Annotated in this window: 17 protein-coding genes; 8 read left to right on the top strand and 9 right to left on the bottom strand. The window is 55.5% G+C overall.

What is annotated here, in order from left to right; translation table 11 throughout:
• Positions 1-10: 10 nt before the first annotated feature.
• Entirely contained in the window at positions 11-748 is a 738-nt protein-coding gene (locus tag NLM15_RS08430; protein ID WP_254116489.1) for a transposase, read from the bottom strand.
• Positions 749-1258: 510 nt separating this feature from the next.
• Between NLM15_RS08430 and NLM15_RS08425 the strand changes: the two genes are divergently transcribed.
• The 7 genes from NLM15_RS08425 to NLM15_RS08390 all read left to right on the top strand — a co-directional run bounded on the left by NLM15_RS08425 (position 1259) and on the right by NLM15_RS08390 (position 7628).
• A complete protein-coding gene (locus tag NLM15_RS08425) occupies positions 1259-2065 on the top strand; it encodes a hypothetical protein (protein WP_254116488.1) in 807 nt (268 codons plus the stop codon).
• A gap of 93 nt (positions 2066-2158) precedes the next feature.
• Positions 2159-2686 (top strand): hypothetical protein, encoded by a 528-nt coding sequence (locus tag NLM15_RS08420; RefSeq protein ID WP_254116487.1) that lies wholly within the window; start codon positions 2159-2161, stop codon positions 2684-2686.
• 850 nt (positions 2687-3536) lie between these two features.
• Positions 3537-4220, top strand: a complete 684-nt coding sequence (locus tag NLM15_RS08415; protein ID WP_254116486.1) for a hypothetical protein — start codon at positions 3537-3539, stop codon at positions 4218-4220.
• Positions 4217-4639: a hypothetical protein gene (locus NLM15_RS08410; RefSeq protein WP_254116485.1), complete on the top strand. Its 423-nt coding sequence runs from the start codon at positions 4217-4219 to the stop codon at positions 4637-4639. The genes NLM15_RS08415 and NLM15_RS08410 overlap by 4 nt, the downstream gene beginning before the upstream one ends.
• Positions 4640-5356: 717 nt before the next feature.
• Positions 5357-6205 carry a hypothetical protein gene (locus NLM15_RS08405; protein ID WP_254116484.1) on the top strand — a complete coding sequence of 283 codons (849 nt, stop codon included), beginning with the start codon at positions 5357-5359 and terminating at the stop codon, positions 6203-6205.
• Positions 6206-6770: 565 nt separating this feature from the next.
• Positions 6771-6956: a hypothetical protein gene (locus NLM15_RS08400; protein ID WP_254116483.1), complete on the top strand. Its 186-nt coding sequence runs from the start codon at positions 6771-6773 to the stop codon at positions 6954-6956.
• A 429-nt stretch (positions 6957-7385) separates the two neighbouring features.
• A complete protein-coding gene (locus tag NLM15_RS08390) occupies positions 7386-7628 on the top strand; it encodes a DUF6894 family protein (RefSeq protein ID WP_254116482.1) in 243 nt (80 codons plus the stop codon).
• Between the two features lie 622 nt (positions 7629-8250).
• Here NLM15_RS08390 and NLM15_RS08385 read toward each other — a convergent pair.
• The 3 genes from NLM15_RS08385 to NLM15_RS08375 all read right to left on the bottom strand — a co-directional run bounded on the left by NLM15_RS08385 (position 8251) and on the right by NLM15_RS08375 (position 9222).
• Positions 8251-8457, bottom strand: a complete 207-nt coding sequence (locus NLM15_RS08385) for a hypothetical protein (RefSeq protein WP_254116481.1) — start codon at positions 8455-8457, stop codon at positions 8251-8253.
• A complete protein-coding gene (locus NLM15_RS08380; RefSeq protein ID WP_254116480.1) occupies positions 8451-8846 on the bottom strand; it encodes an HK97 family phage prohead protease in 396 nt (131 codons plus the stop codon). Before NLM15_RS08380 ends, NLM15_RS08385 begins: the two co-directional genes overlap by 7 nt.
• A gap of 64 nt (positions 8847-8910) precedes the next feature.
• Positions 8911-9222, bottom strand: a complete 312-nt coding sequence (locus NLM15_RS08375) for a hypothetical protein (protein WP_254116479.1) — start codon at positions 9220-9222, stop codon at positions 8911-8913.
• Positions 9223-9301: 79 nt separating this feature from the next.
• On the opposite strand from NLM15_RS08375, the gene NLM15_RS08370 reads away from it, so the two are divergent.
• Entirely contained in the window at positions 9302-10063 is a 762-nt protein-coding gene (locus tag NLM15_RS08370; RefSeq protein WP_254116478.1) for an IS5 family transposase, read from the top strand.
• A gap of 332 nt (positions 10064-10395) precedes the next feature.
• Here the strand turns inward: NLM15_RS08370 and NLM15_RS08365 are convergent, their stop codons facing one another.
• The 5 genes from NLM15_RS08365 to NLM15_RS08345 form a co-directional block, all read right to left on the bottom strand.
• The gene (locus NLM15_RS08365; RefSeq protein ID WP_254116477.1) at positions 10396-11808 is read right to left on the bottom strand and encodes an AAA family ATPase; all 1413 of its coding nucleotides are present in this window, start codon (positions 11806-11808) and stop codon (positions 10396-10398) included.
• Positions 11809-12016: 208 nt separating this feature from the next.
• On the bottom strand, positions 12017-12196 hold the full coding sequence (locus tag NLM15_RS08360) for a Tm-1-like ATP-binding domain-containing protein (RefSeq protein WP_254124183.1): 180 nt from the start codon (positions 12194-12196) through the stop codon (positions 12017-12019).
• Between the two features lie 113 nt (positions 12197-12309).
• The gene (locus tag NLM15_RS08355) at positions 12310-12531 is read right to left on the bottom strand and encodes a Tm-1-like ATP-binding domain-containing protein (protein ID WP_254116476.1); all 222 of its coding nucleotides are present in this window, start codon (positions 12529-12531) and stop codon (positions 12310-12312) included.
• A gap of 513 nt (positions 12532-13044) precedes the next feature.
• Positions 13045-14484: an MATE family efflux transporter gene (locus tag NLM15_RS08350; RefSeq protein ID WP_309143588.1), complete on the bottom strand. Its 1440-nt coding sequence runs from the start codon at positions 14482-14484 to the stop codon at positions 13045-13047.
• Positions 14450-20929, bottom strand: a complete 6480-nt coding sequence (locus NLM15_RS08345) for a non-ribosomal peptide synthetase (protein WP_254116475.1) — start codon at positions 20927-20929, stop codon at positions 14450-14452. Before NLM15_RS08345 ends, NLM15_RS08350 begins: the two co-directional genes overlap by 35 nt.
• Positions 20930-21438: the final 509 nt, after the last annotated feature.

Here is a 21438-nt window from a genome sequence, read left to right as displayed (position 1 = left end):
GCGCAGGGCCTCATGGGTACGGCAGATTGTAGTGCGCGACATACAGCGCAACGGCCGCAACGTGGTTGTCCAGCTTCTTGCTGAAGCCGTTGGTGAGGCGAGTGAACCGACGCGACGCCATGCGCAGTGAAAGGTTCTGACGCTCAACGTAGCTGGTGGAGACGTACTGCTCGGGATCGCCCGATACTACTTCGCGGCTTACCGCTACTACTTGAGCCGGGCTGTAGCGGGTGACGGCATCTTTGGCGAGGTTGGTCACGCTGTAGGTCTTTACGATGACGCCATGTGAGGCGTTCTCGCCGAAGGCGTCGCGGATCGCTACGCGGTAGGGGTGGAAGCCGTCCGTTGAAATCTCAGGTTGGCCGATAACCCGGCTGCGGAGATCGTGCAGGAAGTCCATAGTGCTTTCGGCATTCCGCTTGCCGACGCCCCAGCTAATGATTGCCTTGTGCGTTCCGGCCATGCCGATGAAAACGTACTGATCGCCCTTGGCGTTGATTTCGTGGCGCTGGACGTTCTTTTGCTTCTTGCCGACGAAGCTCCACAGCTCGTCAAGCTCTAGGCGGTCGGTGCGCACGCCGACCATGATGCGGTCGTGCAATTCCATGCAGCCCATCCCGACACGGAGGGCCAGGTTCGCGACGGTGCCACGGTTGACACCGGTCAGGCGCGAGGCGGTACGGACGCCGACGCCTTCGCAAAGGGCGGCAATGACTTCGACTTGTTTCTCTCGGGACAGGACGTTCATGAGGGCGCAATCCTCTGGTTAAGGATGGCCCGTCAGCGACTCTAGAAATTACGCCCTCCAAGGCGTATATTCCGGATGGTTATCGCTTCGGGGCGCAATCCCGGGGTGGGTAACTAGGGATCGGCAGCGCTCCAACGCCGTCGGTCCCGCTCATTCGTGGCTCAGGGCGCCGGATTCGGACCGACATCTCCACGCTTGTAGGGGCTGGTGTCCTACCTTTAGACGAGCCCTGAGTAGAAGACCCGATTAAGGGCCGCTTTCCCTAGGTTGATGGCCGGGAAGCGGCCCTTGCTATTTGTCCTCGCCCCGCGCGCCGCTCGGAAACGCCGGGGCTCCCCGCCCTCCTAGTCATGAATGCCTCCTAACCAAGGAACCCGCACATTTTTAATGCGAGATTTGGATAAGTCAAGCGACTTAATGCGGATTGTCAACATGCGACGTTGACAATTTGGATATCGCTCATTACAACGACGCTTATACAGTTCACCGGGTTGGACAGGAGATAGCCTCATGGAAGGCGATCAGGCGAATACTGCTACCGCCGCCTCGAAGGAAGAAGCGCAAGGGCGTCAACGCTCTACGATTGCGTTCCCATATGCTGACCTAAACGGCGCCGTAGAGATGGCGAACGCTATCCATAGCAACGTAGGCTCTGGAGAGTGCGACGATGATCAGCTTGCGGCTTGGTCAAATCAGAGCGTCAAGAGTAGCGGGTTCCGTACTCAGATTTACGGGGCTCGCATGTTTGGAATTCTTGAGGGTGAGGGTGGCCGACATCGGCTCTCGTCATTGGGTAACGCCATTGTTGATCCCAATCGGGCGCGAGAAGCGCGAGCGCGAGCGTTCCTTACGGTGCCATTGTACAAGGCGATTTACGACGCTCATCGTGGCGGCGTGATCCCTCCTACGGCTGCGCTTGAGCGCGAGATTGTCGGGCTCGGAGTGGCTGAAAAGCAGAAGGATAAGGCGCGGCAAGTTTTCGAACGCTCAGCCGACCAAGCAGGCTTCTTCGAACAGGGGCGCAATCGGCTTGTCATGCCCGGAATTGCTGCCGGTCAGCGTGAAGAAGACAAGACGCGCGATGATGGCAATGGTGGGGGCGGCGGCGGAGGTGGGGGTGGCGGCGGCGAGAGCCTGCACCTCGATCCGCTTCTGCTCGCACTGCTGAAAAAGATTCCAGAACCGGAAAAGGGATGGCCTGCCCAGCAGCGCCTTCGCTGGTTCAAAACCTTCGCCATGAACGTCTCGCAAATCTATGACGGCGCCGAGATGGACGATCCGGTCGAACTGAAAATCGAACTGGATAAGCCTTCCTAGTTGGCCACAGGTTCTAACGAACAGTTAATAGACTCGCTGCATTCTTTCCTAAAGTAGTGGTATGCGCGGCATGCTAGTTTTAAGGGTGTCTTGTTGTCTAGTCATGGGAAGAAGATTTTCGACGGGGTTGAGTACGATCTAACACATCTGGATTCCGCTGTTATCGACGTGGCTGCCCAGACCGACCCCTCGGTCAAATTTAGGGTGCTCGTGTCATATGGGCTGCACTGCTACGCGCGCGAAGTCCGCGATGGAGATCCCGACCACTACATTCTAAGTGAGGGGAGAGATCGACGGTGTTTCTGCCCCGACCGAACAAAGCTTTCGAAAAACCTGCCCCGCCTCATTCGCGAGGCCTCCGCGGGGCACGCGTACTTTTCGGAAGGCCGCAACATGCTTCTCGTCGAGGATGTTGATGGAGGCCCGTATGTCGTGTTTTTCAACGTTGAACAGGCGAAGCAAAAAAGCTTGGACGTGATTTTGTTCGTAGCCTCGGCATATCTAAAGCCCCAGCTGCCTGAACGATTAAACGCAATACCGTTTACGGCCTTGGTACATAAGGCTGCCAGGGGCTACGGAGCTGAGCGACCGAAGAAAACAAAGGCGTGGAAACGAAAATAGCCCCCGGTTAAGGGGACTATTTGTGCGAAATCCCACTTTGCATTCGCAAGACACGAAGCTCTTTCGAGCGGGGTGCTGTTTTTACATCGCCATCAGCAACTGAACATACAACTACCATCGCGCATTGATAGTTTCAAGAAACTTAAGAAATTAACTATTGGAAACCCTAATGACCAAATAATTAGGCGAAACTTCATCGAAAACCGCTCGTGTATAGCTATGTACGACCAAGGCAATCGCCAACCGCAACGCCGTACAAATTGCAAGAACCTGCAAAGCTACGCTGCAAGGGGCGGATAAGGCCAGAATTCACCGCCCCCTCTTAGTTACCCACCGAGGTAACAAGGTTCTGTGTGACTTACATAGAATACCTAATTACCGTTATTCATGTAGATGAACAAAGCGCTTCGTTCATCTTCCTTGCAAGCGGAACTAGGCCACTCCCAAAATCAAACTGGGCCACTGAGGCCGGAAAAAGGCCAGTACCCGGTTGCGCATAAGAACATATTGCGAACAAGAACAAAACTGGTACATCGATCAAATGCCTGCTTCCGTCCCCAGCCAGCCCTCCGGTCCCGATCGCCTCGAAGCGGCAGCCGATCTGGCCATTGAGACTTGCGGCGGCGATGCGCGAGAGGCCGTCAAAGCGTTGCTCGTTGCCAACGACTTCCTAGAGCGGCGGCTAGAGCAGCTTGCTTCGCCTGGTTATGCGCGCGGGCGAGTGCTGCCGCGTGATCGGAAGGATTGGTACGACTGACTCCGGGGCAACGTTAGAGAATGGTATTGGCCAGACGCCTTTTCTACTGCTAAGTTCTTTTGCACGCGGTGCGTGTGATTGGGAGCGGAATTCTTGGCGCAGCCAGACCTACTAGAAGCTGGCATCTATACGATTCCTGAAGCGGCGGAGCTTGTCCATGCTGCACAAGCCAGCGTTCGCGTCTGGGTGGAAGGTCACACGGGCAAACAGCTTCCTGTGATTCGAAATCAGCTTGGAAAGGTCGGTGGGAAGACCGCCGTCAGTTTCGCGAATCTAATGGAGCTGCGTTTCATTGCGCGCTTTGCGACGGCGGGCGTCGGCCTTCGCGAGATTCGTAACATCATGCACGAAGCCAGCGAGGTGTTGAACCACCCGCATCCGTTCGCGACCCGCATCGTCTTCAAAACAGACGGGAGCAAGATAGTGGCGGAAATTGCTCGGCGAAATGGCCTAAATCTCGTCTATGATCTACGCTCGCACAACTATGAGATGCCCAGCGTCGTAATGAAGTCGTTCCGTGAGGACGTAGAATTTGATCCTCATGGCGAAATGATCGCGTGGACGCCACGGCCCGACATTGCGCCCAACGTAATTGTCCACCCGAAGCTCTCTTTTGGCCATCCAGTTCTCAAGACAAGTCGAATTCCAACAGCAACGATTGCGAAGGCTGTTGATGTAGAGGGTGGTGTCAAGTTTGTTGCTGACATCTTCGAGATACCCGAACGCCAAGTTCGAGAAGCCGTGAAATTCGAGAATCAATTGCGAAGAGCTGCTTGAAGATCGCATTCGACGAGAACGTTCCGATTGCAATGGTTAGGGTCTTCCAGACTTTCGCCAACGAACGTCAGTTGCAAAAACTCATATCAGGCAAGTTTGAGGTGGAGAGCGCGAAGGATTACTCGCCCACCAAGGATGATCCTGACTACGTCCCCCATAGTGATGTTCCCTGGGTGAAGCGGTTCGCTGCTGCCGGGGGAAAAGCAATCATTTCGGACAATACAGATATGAAGCGACAACCCCACGAACGATTGGCGTTAATCGAATGTGGAATGATCGTCATTTTTTTTGAGAGCCAGTGGTCCGGTTGGAAATTCTTCCGCAAATGTGCGCTGCTACTTCACTGGTGGCCAGAAATAGCGATGAAGTTAAAGCGAGCCAAGCCGGGCTCATTGGCACATCCCCTGCAACTACCCTGAGGCCGGTAAGCTCAGAAAAGTATCGAATAAGGACCCTCGTCTGCTTAAGATCGAAAGAAAGAGCGCGCCGAGCAAGATCGCGCGAACTTCAAAAAGAGCGAACACCGGTGACATCAGCATCGGCCCGCTGTTCGACTTTGGTACCGACAAGCCGGAAATGCCATAGGACGCAGCTCACAAAGCTGATGAGAGATTTGCCTGATCAAGGGATAGCATGCCACCGCGAAGACCAGTCGCTTTCCTTAGGGGTGCAGCGCTCTACCGTAAAGAGCGCTGAACCGTACTAGGCAGTTGATATGTCTGGGGTTGTTTATGTGATCAGTCATTTGATTGTTCGGTCCCCGATGCGCCTGAGGCCGCGCACGAATGCTGCAAGCATTCCAATCGCTTAGGGATAAAGCGTAAACGGCCACAAGGGATGCGCGCTCTTTTGCCATGAGTGATGAAGCCCCTTAGTGTCAGCTAAGTACCTGATTTTTCTGGACATCGGCATTTTGGGCTTTTGGTCATTGTCGTCATGGGCAGCGCACATCCAATGTACTCCTGAAGTCCCAGAGAGAGTCGGGACGCTGAGATTGAAAGGATTGGGCCGTGCGTCAGCGACAGCGAATGGAAATAGCCGTCTTGGGTACACGGGTCAGCGCGGAAGGCATCGCTGGTATAGTGGGCGCGGTACTGGTGATTCTCATTCTCTTGAACGCTTACTGAGGGCCAGAGATGCGCTACACGCTTGAACGTTTGATTGAAGAGTTTCGCGCTGATCCGCATTCGCCGTTCGCCGCACTCAACCATGCTGTCAGAGTCAGGCATATAAGGTTGTACGAGCGTCTAATCCGCGAGCACGGTCGAACGTCGCTCAAGCAAATTAGGCCGCGTGATCTTATTGCCTGGCACAGAGTTTGGGTCGGCGCTGGCAAGGTGGCGATAGCCCACTCGCTTATCTCCAGACTTCGCGTGCTATTTCGCTTCGGCGAAGTGTTTCTGGAAGATCGTGAGTGCCGACGATTGTCCACCGCGCTGAGTAAAATTCGTTTCGAAAAGCCTGCGTTACGAGGGCAGGCGATTACTAACGAACAGATAGTTGCGTTTCGAACAACCGCGCATCAGTACGGCTTCGAAGCTATGTCATTGGCTCAGGCCCTTCAGTACGACCTCCATCTGAGTCAGAAAGATGTAATTGGCATTTACGTGCCCGTGTCAGAAGCCATTGAGACCGATGTGGTTCACAGCGAATACGGTAAATGGCACGACGGCCTCCGATGGTCCGACTTAGATGAAGATTTGAACCTCTTCTCAAGGGACCGAAAAGGGCAAGCCACTTTGACTGTTAACCTGCGCAAGGCGCCTATGGTTATGCAGGAACTAGCGATTTATTGCGACATGCACGATCCCGAGAAGATCACGCGTGACGACCTCGCGCGAACGGGTCCAATCATCTTGAACGAGCAGTCGGCATTCCCCTACACGACCGCCGAATTCCGAAGGAAATGGCGGATTGTGGCGAACTACGCTCAACTACCTAAAACTCTGACGAACAAAGACAGCAAACGCTTGCAGTCGCTGTGATCGATGCCAACCCGGCCGATGACCTTTTTGAAGCGAAGAGTCTTGCGGGGTATGAGCCCGTTTCCCCGTGTAAACCAGACCTTGCGGTGACCAACCCGTAAGGTCGCTTTTGACCCGTCGCTGACATCCGACCGAATTGTCCCCAAAAGTTCTTTTTCACGATCCGTTCCTAAGGTGGGCTCGGATACTGGCCTGTGTCCGACCAGTGGCCTAAATTGAATTTCGCAGTGGCCTATTTTACTTTTGAAGAACGGATTGCGAACTGAGGTGTTCCAACAGAGGAACATTCAATAGCAACTGACCGGCAAGAGGTCTATTGTCACTGCATCACCGACCGAGGCTTTGCCATAGGCGTCGGTGACTGAGAGACCGATCGCGCTCCCGCCTGCAAGACAGGAAGGGACAGTGTGCCATGATCAAACACCCCCGTTTCGATACATATTCAATCCCAGCTCGTATTTGTCTCGTGGTTGCCGTTATCGGCGGCTCAGTGCTCGTCGCGATGGCGATTACGAGCGTCTATTTCCTGCATTGAGGGGCGCCGTTAGAAGGGAACGTTAGCCCGATGACGCTGGATGAAAAGATCACTCTGGCGCAGCGCCACGTTGATCAGGACAGGATCATTATTGAGCGCCAGCAAGCGATTGTTGCCCGGGACAGGACGTCAGCCTCAATGAACCTTCTAAGACTGTTCGAGCAGACACAGCAGACGTTCGAGATGGACTTAGCCAACCTGCTAAAGCGGCAGTAAGGTTGCCTCAGTTGGCAGCTTCTTTGGCGTCGGCCTTGTTTCCGAGCGCAATGCCCAAATTTGGATTTTGCGAGTAGCGTATTTTGAAGAGTTACCATTCAGCTAGGAACCCAGCCCCGCGCCGCGCTATTGTCGTTCATCACAGAACGGAACGTGGCTTTTATCTGTGATGAGAACGCCACTTGCGCTCCCGCCTTCCTCGAATGGAAAGGAGCGCGCCATGGCCAATCGTCGGCGGCGTTTCAAACAAACTCAATCTCTCCACGAGAGGCTGCAGGCTTTCGCGCAGGAAGCCCGCCCCAAGCGTCCGGCCTTCCGCCCGGGACGGAGCGAGATCAATTGCTGAAAAAGGCCAGAGAGGCTGACACGGCGTCTCACATTGACGAGTGGGTCAATTCTTGTGGCCTGCAGCCGCCGACGTAGCCCCCAGTGGAGCGCTATTTCTTCGACTTCAAGTCGGTGCATGCGGGATCACGAGACCCTGAAGGCATGGATTTGCCGGACGCCGAAGCGGCGCACGAGGTGGCGCTTGATGCTCTCATGGACGCAGCCCGTGCAGCAGTCATCGAAGGGTGTCTGGATCAGCGCTTTGCTGTCGAGGTCCGCAATGGAGTTGGGCCTGTTCTCGAAGTAACGGCCGTCTTCAATTCCAGGATTTTCAGAAGGCAATGATACGAGGCCGCTCCAGTTGGCGGCCTCTTTTATATAATACTCATGTCGCCTTGTGGCCCAAAGCTGACCTTGTAGCTCAACCAGCCGACTTTCAGCTTTTGATCCATTACGGACGAATGGCGTGGGCCGCTTGGTGTCGCGGGCGGGACAAGCGCAGTCTGCGGCCTTCCGCAGACCGCCCGTGATGGCTACGCCAGAATCCAAGCCACCTTTTCTCCACCGGCACGATCGCCGAAGATATCAACCGCAGTATTGGCTGGGAGGAATCGACGTGTGCCGCTTGTCGCGTCGGGCGCCGTTCCGATCGCGAAGTAGATGTCTTGCGATGAATAAAGGGAGAAGACCGGCTCGCCTGGGCCATCAGGGAATCGTTCGTGCGGGCTGACTTGGCTAGTAGTGCCTGGTGCGCTCATTGTTTGAGACCAAACAGCGGGGCCAAGCAGAGCGACCTGTCCATTTGACCCACCGTGCGAGCCAGTAAAACCGCAAGCGATATGAACGCCAGAAAAAGGCATCGGAGCTTCCTCTCTTGTTGTTGACCCGGCCGATGACCTATCCCCACCGACCGGGTCGCAGCCCTCACACCGGGATGCTGTGAACGCAGCACGCCGCTGCCTGAAACTCAGCGGCGATCTTGTTCAAAAGCATCAGCGAGATTCTGAAGAGCGCGCATGAAGTCGCGCGCGGCGCCGTCGTTGAGAATCTTACGCGTCTTAGAATCTATCTCCAGCGAACGATCGGCATCCGCATCGACGAGGCTGCAAAACGCCGGCTTACAAGCTCCGCCTCCTACCAAACTGATTTCGTGCAAGGTGGCGCTCTTCACCATTTCACGCGAATATCATCGACCTCAACACACTCCCCCCGCATAGTCACTCCGACCGATAGCGCGGTGCGTTCGCCACTCTCGACTGTTTCGTACGCTTTACGTCGTGCCGCATCATTTCCGATCACTAGCCGCATCGCTAGGCCATGATCATCGCAGCGAAGCTCCAGACCGCTCAACGTCGTAGCGATCACTTCACCCTCGTTGTGATCAAACAAGAGTCGCTTTGCTTCACCCCACATTGGATTCTTGATCGCGTGCGGAAGAAAGCAGAAGTAGTTTCCATTTTGCTCGATCAGGGAACGCCACCGCAGCGCATAGCCTTGCAAATGTTGTCGGACCTCTCCGCCAGGATCGGAGGGAACAATCGACTTGCCATCAATGGCAGACACGAATCCGCCGCCGCCATACTCCAGTCAAATGGTCCGCCGGCTGCGATCTCATAACCGCGCTTCATCATCGCTCGAACTCTTTTGGAAGCGAACGAAGATATCCCGCGCCGACACATTCCCGTAAAAATCCGGCGAGATCGCTCGTCGGGTCATCGGGTAAGCCAAGAAAGTCGGGTTCGACTTCGAAAATCCCGTATAGTTGAAGTCCTTGGTTGAGCATGGCGCGCTTCATTGCGACGATCTCTTTCCACTCCGCATGCGCATCGCAGAGTAAAGGAACTAGCTTCTTCATCGCACGCTGATAGTGCGGCCGCATTTCGTCGCTGATTCCTCGCGCCGCCGTCTTTCGTGACGTCTCAATACGCGCAAGCTGCACCTTCTCGGCATCTTCTAGGCTCAGGACCTATTAATTTTGATTGATGCGTGATCCAAGGTCTCCTGATTCGGAGACTTTGATGGGTGATTTGTTTCTGCTCAGCGCGCGCCAGATGGCGCGCATATCGCCGTGTTTTCCGTTGGCGCATGGCGTGCCGAGGGTCGACGACCGCCGCGTTGTCAGCGGCATCGTCTATGTCATTCGCAACGGTCTGCAGTGGAAGGACGCGCTGAAGGGGCTACGGTCCGCACAAGACGCTCTACAATCGCTTCATCCGCTGGAGCCGGCTCGGCGTGTTCAATCGGATCTTTGCCACCCTGGCGGCGGAAGGACCGAAGCCAGAGCGCATCATGATCGATTCCACGCATCTGAAGGCGCACCGAACGGCTGCGAGCCTCCTAAAAAAGGGGTTCTTTCCCGCTGCATCGGCCGCACGAAAGGCGGGTTGAATTCCAAGCTCCACGTCGTCTGCAACGACGTTGGCAAGCCGCTCGTCATGCTGCTCTCGGAAGGCCAGATGAGTGACCGCAAGGGCGCTCGCGTGATGCTCGGAGCCCTGCCGCCCGCCTCGGCGTTGATCGCAGACCGCGGCTACAACTCCAACTGGTTCCGTGCGGCCCTGAAGGCCAAAGGCATGCAAGCATGCATCCCGCCGACCAGAAGCCGCAAGCAGCCGCTCGTCTACGACAAAGGCCTCTATCGCTCCCGTCACAAGATCGAACATCTATTCGCCAAACTCAAGGATTGGCGACGCATCGCCACCCGCTACGACCGATGCGCTCACACCTTCTTCTCGGCGATCTGCATCGCAGCCTCCCTCGCCTTCTATCTCAATCAATGAGTCCTGAGCCTAGCGCGTGTAATTCTCTCAGCGCCTTTTTCCAGTTCACCGTCGAAGTCGGGCAGCGTCTCTCCCCGCATCACTCGTTCAGCGTCGGCTGCTCGCTCTTCAGAAGTTGGCCCCGACCGAACACGCTCGTTGAGTTGATGCGCTCGCCGCTCGGCGTCTTGTTTCCGTCCTGAAATCTCTTCTCCCTTTGCGATTTCTTCTCTTAGCTCTGAGCTGAATTCGAGCACGTTGGGTACTTTTGTCACGCTCTAGTTCCCTTTGCAGACAAAATGATGCCACTGCGACCGCTGCATGCGACCACATTGCTTGGCTTTGATGTCTTGTTACGATCTGGCCACCACACGACCACCATCCGCCTTATAGATATAAGGCGGTGGTGGGGTGTCGGATGGGGTTATGAATCGCCACTCCCCACCCCACCCAGTGGGTGGTGGGGTCTGGGGCGCCCTCGAACATTGGCCGTTGCCTCCCCCTGTCCACTTCCGTTCGACTACGGCGAAGTGGCCTGCCGTTACGAGCGCCTTCATCAATAGTCCGATTTTGCGCTTGTCCGCCTTGGCATCGAGGCCAAGAACTTCGCCGAAGACACACCCGGCCCAATCCTTCGCCTGGTGATTGTCTCCGTGCGGAGCTAAGCTCAGCCGTCGCTTAAGTTCGCCAAGTTGCTCCGTCGTAACGTCGTTGGCCGTAGCTTCTTCAGACGGCCACTGCCATTTCTCTACAACGCCAACGCTATCCCCGGCGGACCATTTCGTGCCGTTACCAAGCTTCACGGACACGATCCTGTACCAATCTGCCTGCCCGGATCGCTTCGACATGTTGGCTTTAACGTTGGTCACACGGAAGTAGGAAAACCGGTCTTTGGGATCGATACCAGCTTTCTTGGCCTCCTTCTCGCTCATAGTGTTGATTACCCGCACCGCACGCGCCTTATCTTTAAGCGCGCCAGCACCACGACCAGAAACCGCCGTTACTTCTGACTTGCCATCCCCTGATGCCTTGTTGATGTGGTGGACCAACTCTACTGATGCATTCGTTTCGTTAGCGATGCGCGTGAATTGGTTGGCTACTTGCTGAATCTTGTTGTTGTCATTCTCCTCAACTTCGTGCGTTGACACGAACGGATCAATGATCAAGACATCAATTCCCTTTCCCCGCACTTCAGCGATTATCGCCTCCACCACCGGCTCGACGACTTTCGTCTCCCTACCCCGCTGCGTCACGACTACAAACGATTGATCACGCCCGGAGTCCACGAACAGCTTCTCGTTCAATACTTTCGGGTTGATGTCGTGGTGCATGGCGGCGGCCGTGACTCTGCGCTGTATCTCGTCAATCGGGTCCTCGAGGTTAACGTACCAGACGCTAAGCGGCGGACTGCCACTGATCATCCCTAACGCGTCGATGATTTCGAGGGATGACTTGCCTCCGCCACCTCCGCCCACCGTCGATGACACGTACTTTCGGATAAAGTGGCCACCGTAGAGGTTGTCACGTCGAGGCAGCGTCGCAGGGTCTTGGTATATGAACGGCGTCGCGGTTACCGCATTTGCGCGCGCCTGGATATCGCGCTTCCTTCTCGCATTCTCAATGAATGCTTCTGCTGCTCTCGCATTAGCCTCGCGCTCAGCCTCTTTGGGCAAGATGAATTTATTCCAGCATCGCTCTGCATCCGCGATCAGTTCTGCCTCGGAGCGATATCGGTCTTTCCAGGAGCCGCCGTGACCGAAACACATTGAAATAGTCTCGTCGAGAGTAAACCCTTCAAAGCCACAATGTTCGAACACGCTGGCCGCATGATCCGATCTGTTAGGTGCCCCATCTGACACCATCGAAGCGCGCAGAATATCGCTCGCGCGACCCCACGTGGTGGCAGTCTCGGCAAATTCGGTATCGTTGATGTGGCAGTTCAGTTTGCAGACCCGAGTGTTCCGAGATTGTCCTTCACCCCTTCGAGCCAAACCCTGTCAGCGCCAGGATTGCGAAAAATGCCAGCTCTGTCGTTGTCAGATCGATCGCAGCGCCGAATTCGCCGCCCACGATCAGCTCCTCCATTCTACGGCCACCCGACCCGTTGGCGGGAAACACAATCGCATCTACGCCAGCCTCGGCGAGTCGAGCCACACACTGATTTGCCGCAATCGTCACGCCAAAGGCTGTGATCGCAACGATCTACTTCTCCCGTTCATGCTTCGTGGGCACATATCGCATGGCCGCAATGGCCCGCCCTGCATTCTTCAATACCCGTTCAGTAAGGCGTTAATCCCGAAGAGATCGACGATCGTCGGGTAGAGGATGATGTCGTTGTAGATGGCCAATTCGGCGAACGGCGCTGGCCTCGCGCTGCTCACGAGTAGCTTAGGGACGCCATAAGGCAGATCAGACACGAGCTCGCCGAAAACTGCGCTTCCCTTGCCACCGGCAACTCCGACAATCGCGCCGATGGTGCCCGTTGCCAAAAGATCACGAACCCTTTCCCGCAGAGAAAGTGGGATTACTTCTTTGCTCGCAACCTTTCATCTGCAATGTTGGCCGTAGGGGAGAACGGACGCCTTCCATGCGACCACCCACCCGGATCGTACCGAGCGCCTTGAATTCACGTTCGTTGAAATGCTAGAGCGAGTCGAGCGCTCTCATCCCTCTTGTCAGCGCTCGGTGCCTCACGGGAGACTGCCGAAGCCGCGGGATCGCTCAGGAGTATTCGGCTGCGAATGCGAAAGGTCGACCTGCATCAGTCCGTCGAAGTCGACGGGATGCCGCTCCGGACGCTCACCGCCACGGTCCGTTGGCCGTGACGGTCGACAGATAGATCTGTTCTCCATCGAACTGACATTGATGGTCTTGCGAAACAGAAGCGCCCGCTCGTGCGACACGAAGGTCGCCCTCCCTTTGTCCGTGATTCCGCCAGCAGCGCACTGGACTCTGGGGACTACCCGCCGGACGCCTCCATTTTCCGACCACCCGCTACGGCGCTACCTGACCGAAGCCGGTTGCCGCAGCGCTCGTCTGAGCTCTGCGAACTGGTAGAACATGACAAACAGCGCGATCATTCCAGCGCCCAACTCAGCGATTGCTTGACTAACCAACAATCCGTTGAAGCCCAATATGACCGGCAATAGCAGTACGGCGGGTATGAAGAGATAGCCTTGCCTGGCGAAGGACACCACTGCACTGAGGCGTGCTTTTCCGAACGATTGAAGCATCGTGGTTACGACACTCTGAACACCAAAAAGACCAAAAAAGAGATGGAAGACGATGCAGGTTGAGATGGCAATTTCCGTGACCTTCTCGCTATCGCTGAACAGGCCGACCAAAGGTCGGGCGAAACTCACGACGACCGCAGAATACGCAACGGAGAGGGCCAGGGTTATAGAGAGCATAAACTTCGCGGTCTTCAGCACGTGGGCGAAGTCGCGCGCGCCCCAACCGAATCCCAAGACAGCTTGAGAGCCTATACAGAAGCCGATGATAGGCAGTGAGCCGATCGTCAAGATCCGCATAACAATTCCCACGGCCGCGATGGCCTCGTCGCCGAACGGCGCAGCAGCTCCGTACAACAGCATATCGGCGACAGCAGATAGAATGCTGGTCATAGTCGCCGGTACTCCTATTAATACAAGTTGCTTGATGGAATCTGGTCGGAACGAGATGTGACATATCCTGATGCGGACTGTCCCGCGAAGCTGCATAAAATACGCAATATAGAGGCCAATAGCCGCGATCTGAGATACCAACGTTGCGAGGGCAGCGCCCCGCACACCGAGATCCATTAAGAATATGAACACGGGATCAAGCACAGCATTCAGAGTAAAGGCCGCGATCATCGTCCACATGCTAAATCGTGTGTTGCCTTCAGCTCTGACGATAAAGCCGTTGACGATGTTTAGAAGCATTACGGTGTACCCGAACAAAATCGTCGTCGCGTAGTCGAGCGCAACAGACATGATGCTTGGAGTCGCCCCGAGCGTTACGAAGACACCTCGCAGGCTTAGAAGCAGAGCAATGGTAACAGCGATGCCGATCGGAGCAGCGAGAGCGAGCGCGGTACTCGCGCCGCGACTCGCTTCCAGGTGCTCACCCGTACCAAGACGATGAGATATAGACGACCCGGCTCCAACGCCGATCCCCTGTCCGACGGCGGTGAGTAACACCACGATCGGCCATGTCATACTGACAGCTGCGATCGCTTGCGCGCCAAGCGCGCCAACAAAGATCGCATTTACGACCTGTTGCAACGCGTTGATTGATAAGCCAACAACTGACGGAATGGCGAGCCGCAAGATTAGGCTCAAGATATTTGAGTCCGATAGATCAATATGCGTCTTTCTCCTTCGCATCCCCTCGCGATCGCGCTCAACTGCGAATTCCGCATCTGGCTCATTCATCGATGATAGCGTCGCCAGCTCTTTCAAATTCGCTGATCGTCTGCAACAGTTCCCCTTGCAACACCTTGCAAAGATTGCAGGTCACCTCGTAACTGACCTCGGTTGGATTGTACCTCGTCTCAATCTGTAGACGTCCGGCGTGATATCCGACGTCGAACCAGAAGAGGTGAATCGTAGATGCTTCATCCATGTCTTCGCCGATCCAGAATGGAGAAGGTTCCCTGGCTAACAGACGGCGTGGAAAATGGCACTGCACACCCGCTCGATAGTTCAATCCAATTCTGGGTAAGGGCACGCGATCGATCCGTCGCCGCACCGCTGGATCTCGGTTTAGGAACTTCAGGGCCCGAAACCCCATTCCCATGCGCGGCAGGGCATGACGCTGGCGGTATATCGAAAGAGCACGATCGCGGCGATGTTCCTTTCCAGAAAGGCTCAAGGGGAGCGGAACAAGCTCGCTGATATTTCCGATGATCTGAGATGGATCGAAATCGTCAAACAGCTGACCTCGGAATGAGGTAAGGCTATCTATCCATAGCGAGTAGTTGCCGAAGACGCGTCCAAAGGCGCCAGATATAGCGGCAAGAAACACATCAACGTCCTGACAATGCGCCAATCTAGGTGCAATACTGAAGAGATCAGCTGTCGCATTTTTTCCAATCTCTAAATGGTACTTTGCCTGATCTTCCCAAAAGGATCGGCAGTTCACTTCATCCATGCGACCTTCAAGCCGCGCATAATGCAGCTCTCTCGCGGTAACTTTCGAAAATCTCGCACTGTTTAATGAAGTATCGCTCACGCAGAACTTGAACTGATGGTAGTCAATCCCCTCCCAGTATTTGAGCTCGGCTAGCGCTTCGCTGTTCGCGTATTGCTCAAGGCGCTTCAGCCAGGGAGAGAGCATTTGCACGGGAGCGCTCACAGCACGGCCTGAGGCAAGGACTTTGTACGCTGTATCCAATGCTTCCAGGAACAGTCGATACCCTATCCCGTCCGCTATAAAATGATGCATCAAGATTAGCAGATAGTAGTCGCCGCTTTCCGTTGTGCGAAAGGCCGTGATGTTAACAAGAGCCATGTGGCCGTCAAATCGAAACATATGCTGGCGTCTTGCTGAGATGCTCTCGATTGCCTGGCGTTGCTGTACGCCCGTCATTCCGACAAGATCGATCTCTTCCACCAGGCGTTCGGCCACGGAAGGTGCGATTGTCAGGCATAGACCATCGGCAGTTCGAGCAATACGGAGTCTGAGGCCTTCATGCCTATCCATGACATAGCTAAGGGCGTGCTCCAGCATTTGGATTTTCAGCACGCCGCTAGGCAAGAAGAACAGATCTCCGATGTTGAAGTGCTCATCGAAGCCGGCAAGACGGTTCCAAGATGAGGTTACGGGAGTCGTTGGTGATAAGCCATCCGCGAAAGGAACGGTATGGAATGTAGCAGTCGCTTCGTCTGCCGCCAATTCCCTGATGGTCGGTGTTCGATAGAGTTGGCGGACTGTGAAATTCAGCCCGGCTTTGCGCGCCAACGTGACGCAGCGCACGCTGAGAAGAGAGTCTCCGCCCATCTCGAAGAAGCTCGTATCGAGACCGACGCACCTGGCGCCTAATAGATTTTGCCAGATGTCAGCAAGAATACGCTCCTTGCTCGTGCGAGGCTCAGCAGTTGGAGTTGGCCCAACCTCGCGGTGAGGAACGGACGACAGGCGAGAACGATCTATCTTCCCGCTCGCGGTAAGAGGGATACTGTCAACCAAACGGAAGGCGGCGGGAATCATGTAGGACGGCAATGATTGGCGCAGGCGGGCGACAATATCTCCGGAGCTTAAGCCGTCGCGAGCCGGAACAACGAGAGCGGTCAGGCGGCGATGGTTATCAATGCCGTCTGCGACGACCGCGGCCTTGGCGATTGCCGGATGAGCCTCAAGAGTGGTTTCGACCTCCTCCAATTCGATCCGAAAGCCTCGTACTTTGATCTGGTTGTCCGATCGGCCGCAGATCTCGAGAAGCCCTCTTGTTGAGATACGTGCGACGTCACCGCTTCGATAAAGAACGCCGTACTGACCCTCATCATACGGATTAGGCACGAAAGAGCGATTGGTACGATCTTGATCTCGCCAGTACCCGGCGCTCACGCAGCGTCCGGCGATGCAGAGTTCGCCGGCGGCTCCAACAGGGACTTTCTTCAACTGAGGGTCGAGCACGTAGAGCTTGACGTTATCGATTGGGCGCCCGACAGGGACGAGCGACGATTCGTCGTAGGAATCCGATGCTTCGTAGACTGCTGCATTGGATGCACATTCCGTAGCACCATAGAAGTTCCACAACGGCACGTTCGGGAAGTTCGCACGCCAGCGAACGGGGAGCGAGGAAGGCATCGGTTCGGCGCTGCTTGTGACCAGCCGCAAGGCGGTCGGTCGCCGGTGCCGTTCTTGGGACGCGATGACGCCGGACAGGAGAGGCGGCGAGGCAAATAAGCGTGTCACGCGATGTTCTGCCAATGCGCATAGCAACAGATCTGGATCTAGCATCTGCTCATGGGTTAGGATCAGCGTAGGCACACCCTTGAGAAGTCCCCCAAAGTACTCCCAAACGGACGCAACAAGTGACGCTGACTTCTGAACAACCAGAACGTCAGTACAATCGAAGGGAAAGCGTCGCCACATCCAGTTCAGTCGATTGAGAATTGCGGATTCCGGTATAGCAACCCCTTTCGGCTTCCCGGTTGAGGACGACGTGTATATAAGGTTTGAAATTCCCTGATCTGTTCGCTTGTCGCAGTATTCAAAGTCCTGCGTGGGTGCGATGGCCCCTTGTAGGGTCAATAGACAGACCGACGGTAAGTCAACACCAAGTTCAGCGGCATTTGCGTGAACTAAAAGCTTTGCTTGACAATCTCGCAGGATATCTTCGATCCGATCGCGCGGATAATTCGGCGATATAGGAACAACAATGGAGCGCAAAGCTCGTGCCGCTAGGATAACAGCGGCCACGTCTGGCGACCGATCGACCAGCATGGCAATCACATCGTCAGCCCCCACGTCCGAAGCCCGCAGTAGCGACCTGATAGCTGCAACGCGCTCACGCAGTTGGCCGAACGTGATCTCACCGAAATCACCAAAGTATGCCACCCTGCTCCCATTCGAGACGCTGGTTTGCTCGAACGCCTCGACAATTGGACATTCAGTCTCATATGGCTGCGCCGAGCTATTCAGCGAGTCGAGCATAGTGACGTCTGACGCACTGAGGACGCTCAGATCTTTAATGGGCGCAAGCGAGTTCTCAATGCACGCTGCAATCAGGCAGCGCAGATTTTCGGCCATGCGAACAATCAGATCGCCGGAAAATACGTCTTCCGCATACGCTAGCTGGAGGGCAATTTCATCGCCCTGATCTTGTGCGTATAGTGTCAGATCGAATTTTGCATAGCCGGTGTCGTATTCACGGAACGTCAAATCCAACTCATTTAGGCCAGGTGGTTCCGCGGCTTCGGAGTACATGTTGAACATGACTTGGAAGATCGGTGATCGTTCCGCTTCGCGGTACAGACGGGTATCCCTCACCATCCAGCTGAACGGATATGCTGAATTTGCGATGGCACTACTGACTAGGTCCTGGATGCGGCAGGCATGAACCGCAAAGGACTTGTGGACATCGATCGCGGTGCGGATTGGCAGCATATTCAGAAGAAAGCCGACAATTTCGGCGCTGCCGGGTTGATCACGTACGACGTGCGGTATGCCAACGATAATGTCGTCCTGACCACTATACATCCGCAGCAGCAGCTTGAAGCACGCGAGGAGTGTTGTCGACGTGGTGCACCTATGTCGCCGCGCAAACTCCCGTATCTGGTTGGAGAGCTCGCGGCCAAGCAGCACCGCATGCGAGGCGCCGCGATAGGAATTTGGCTGGCGCCGCACCCGTCTCGTTGCAAGAGAAAGCACCGGCGGATCATCACCAATCTGACGACGCCAATAACTTCGTTGATTGACCAGTGTCTCTGGCGTTGTGTGTTTTGTCTCCCAGACCGCGTAGGTCGAAAGTGTGATGCGGTTCTCTGGCACGAACGCCGCGGGATTTTCGTACCTTTGTCGAAGATCCCTGAGCAGAACGGAGATCGACCAGGCATCGATGATGATTTCGTGAGCGGTGATCAGTACGAGATGTCTATCAGCGCTAAATCGTATCATGCGCGCACGAAACAGATAGCCTTGGGTAAGATCAAAGCTGCCATTCATCTCCGTTCGCCGTAACTGTGCAATTAGCTCCTCAGCTTCCTCCGCCGAGAGATGAGATGCATCAGCCACTTCAAGACTTACGCGTTGCGGGTCATCGAAAACCTGAACCGGACCGTTCTCGTCGATGAAGCGTGCCGAAAGCGCCTGATGGGAACGAACAACATCGGTCCAGGCGCGCTCGAACGCGGCCAGATCGATAACGCCTCTTATTCGCAGGCCCCCTTGTATGATGTAGTTTTTGGCAGACGGATCGAGCTGCGAAAGAAACCAAAGGTGCTCCTGAACTCGCGTCAGAGGCGATCGCGTAAGCGTGCCGCACTTAGGGGCTGGGCACAGTTTGGATTCGAGTCGGGCAGAGATCGACGCCGCAAGAGATCGGATCGTTCCATTCACGATCAGTTTGAAATCCGGTCGCACTCCGAGCAGGGTCTGCACCTGGCCCAATATGAGCACCGCCCGAAGCGAGTCTCCGCCGAGGCTTATGAACTGGTCATTCACGCCAACGTTCGCAATACGCAGAATGCCGGACCAAATTTGACACAGCTTGGCTTCGAGCTCAGTTTGCGGCTCCTCGAATGGCGTCGGCAGTGGGGGGCGAATATTGGTCGGATCCGGCAACGCCCCAAGGTCGACCTTTCCGTTTCGAGTCAGTGGAATTCCGCCGACATGGATGATCCTTTCTGGGAGCATGTAGCTGGGCAGCGCTTCGGCAAGATAATTCTGAAGCTCGCCCTCCCCTAGTTCAGTCGGAGCCAACACATACGCGATCAGTCGCTTGAATCCCGTACCCTCCTCAGCCCCGACGATGTCTCTCGCGGTAAGCTTTACGCCTGTGCAGACTGAGGCGACCACCACGGCGCCACGTACCAATTCATGTGTGGAGAGTCTGGCCTCGATTTCTCCGAGCTCAATTCTGTGCCCGCGTATTTTGACTTGACGGTCCCGTCGACCGAGACACTCCAAGAGACCGTCGGAACGGACGCGCCCGAGATCACCTGTCCTGTATAGGGACTGGTATGACGGGTCATCCGAGAACGGATTTGGCCCAAAAGCCTCCTTGGTACGGACATCGTCATTGACGTAACCGCCAGCCACACCAACGCCGCTAACACAGATTTCACCGACCTCTTCCGTGTTGCACAGGCGCGCCCCGTCCGCGACAAAAACCTTCAGGTTAGAAATCGGTCTTCCGATCGGCACATAAGTGTCAGACAGCGCAGGCGGCACGGAGACCAGATGGTGGGTGACGCCGTCCCCGCACTCGGTCGGTCCGTAATGGTTAAGAATGGGGGCACGAGGATATAAGGCAAGCCACGCCCGTGCTAGTCCGGGTGTTAGAGCTTCTCCGACCGTAGAAATAATCCGCAAGCTGTCCAAAGCTCGCTGAGCCGCCGGAAGGGACTGCAGATATTCAACAAATATCCCAAGCATCGATGGAACGAATTGAACGACGGTCACGCCGTGTCCTTGAATGGCTTGAAGAAGCGATACTGGCGATTGCATCGTCACATCATCAATGATCGCGGTGCAGCCTCCGACGCAAAGTCCTGCCAGAAGCTGCCACAGCGAGATGTCAAAGGAGTGCGATGCCGTCTGCGCGACGCAATCCGTCCAAGTGAGGGTTAGAGCATCACTTTTTGCCGCCAAATGATTGTTTAAGGCTGCACGCTCAATCATTGCGCCTTTAGGCTGCCCCGTAGAACCGGACGTAAACAGAATGTAGGCGTGCCCATCGTCGCTCAATGACGGAAGAACAGACGACGCCTCACTCTCCCGCAGCGTCGCCTCAATCGTTACGAATCGGGTGGAGCACTTGCTGCCCGCCTGGAATGGCCTAAGCGAATCCAGCTGATTTGGCCCAACAATCAAAGCGCAGCGACTCTGCTCGATCATGAATGATGTACGAGCCGCTGGTAACGATGGATCAAGCGGTAGGTACGTTGATCCAGCCTTCAGAATTGCGACGACCGCCGTTGCCCAGTCGAGGTTTCGCTCCCCCCAATAACCGATCACCGAGCCGTGAGCGCCCTGCTCTCGTAATCTCCTTGCGAGGACATCCGATTTTGATCGTAGTGCCCTGTAACTGAGTTTGTTTGCGCCGAACCTCAGCGCGTCCCTCTCGGGATCCGATCTTGCAAGGGCATCGATCAGCGTGATCACATCGATCGGTTGAGGTTCCACAAGTCGATTTTTTGCTGATCGATCTTCCGTCGGCATACCCGTCCCGCCATCCATCGCCTGCTCGGCACTAAATTAGAACAGTGAGGATTCCGCTCGAGACCTGCGTTCCGTAGCCCCGTGATTTGCGAATCATATAGCGCCGTTTTGCTCGTTCTTGTTGCTCGTTCTTGGCTTCGTCGTTCCGCTCTCTGATGTTCCTGATGATCGGCAGGAGAACACGGCCGGAAGCTAAGGCCTCAAATTGGCGTTCGCATCTACCGGATCTTGTAGTTGACTCGCGATGTCATGCGTGGATCAAAACCAATCAGCCCAGACTCGTTGCGGCTTGCGATTTTTTGCATTAGCGTCTGGCCTATAGTTTGGCGCTCTCCTCACGAAGGCGGACTAGGCGCACCGGCTGTCGGTTGGCTGGAAGCACGCAAGTCAGTACGCGGATTGCGCTATACCCGACACAGAGGCATGTAACATTTTCCACAATGGCTGTTTAAATGGTCATCTGGAGCGCAATGCTTGAGCGCTCACGCAGTTTGACGCTCTTGGCTATAATGAGACAAGTGTGGACA

Origin of the sequence: Bradyrhizobium sp. CCGB20 (assembly GCF_024199855.1) — a bacterium.
Taxonomy (GTDB): domain Bacteria; phylum Pseudomonadota; class Alphaproteobacteria; order Rhizobiales; family Xanthobacteraceae; genus Bradyrhizobium.
The sequence above is the reverse complement of the archived record's forward strand: the minus strand, read 5'-3'. Positions and strand labels throughout refer to the sequence as shown.

What these genes read in the sequence shown, in the direction of transcription:
- NLM15_RS08430 (WP_254116489.1), bottom strand. Translation starts at nt 748, where the DNA reads ATGAACGTCCTGTCCCGAGAGAAACAAGTCGAAGTCATTGCCGCCCTT.
- NLM15_RS08425 (WP_254116488.1), top strand. Translation starts at nt 1,259, where the DNA reads ATGGAAGGCGATCAGGCGAATACTGCTACCGCCGCCTCGAAGGAAGAA.
- NLM15_RS08405 (WP_254116484.1), top strand. Translation starts at nt 5,357, where the DNA reads ATGCGCTACACGCTTGAACGTTTGATTGAAGAGTTTCGCGCTGATCCG.
- NLM15_RS08400 (WP_254116483.1), top strand. Translation starts at nt 6,771, where the DNA reads ATGACGCTGGATGAAAAGATCACTCTGGCGCAGCGCCACGTTGATCAG.
- NLM15_RS08385 (WP_254116481.1), bottom strand. Translation starts at nt 8,457, where the DNA reads ATGGTGAAGAGCGCCACCTTGCACGAAATCAGTTTGGTAGGAGGCGGA.
- NLM15_RS08370 (WP_254116478.1), top strand. Translation starts at nt 9,302, where the DNA reads ATGGGTGATTTGTTTCTGCTCAGCGCGCGCCAGATGGCGCGCATATCG.
- NLM15_RS08365 (WP_254116477.1), bottom strand. Translation starts at nt 11,808, where the DNA reads ATGTGTTTCGGTCACGGCGGCTCCTGGAAAGACCGATATCGCTCCGAG.
- NLM15_RS08345 (WP_254116475.1), bottom strand. Translation starts at nt 20,929, where the DNA reads ATGGATGGCGGGACGGGTATGCCGACGGAAGATCGATCAGCAAAAAAT.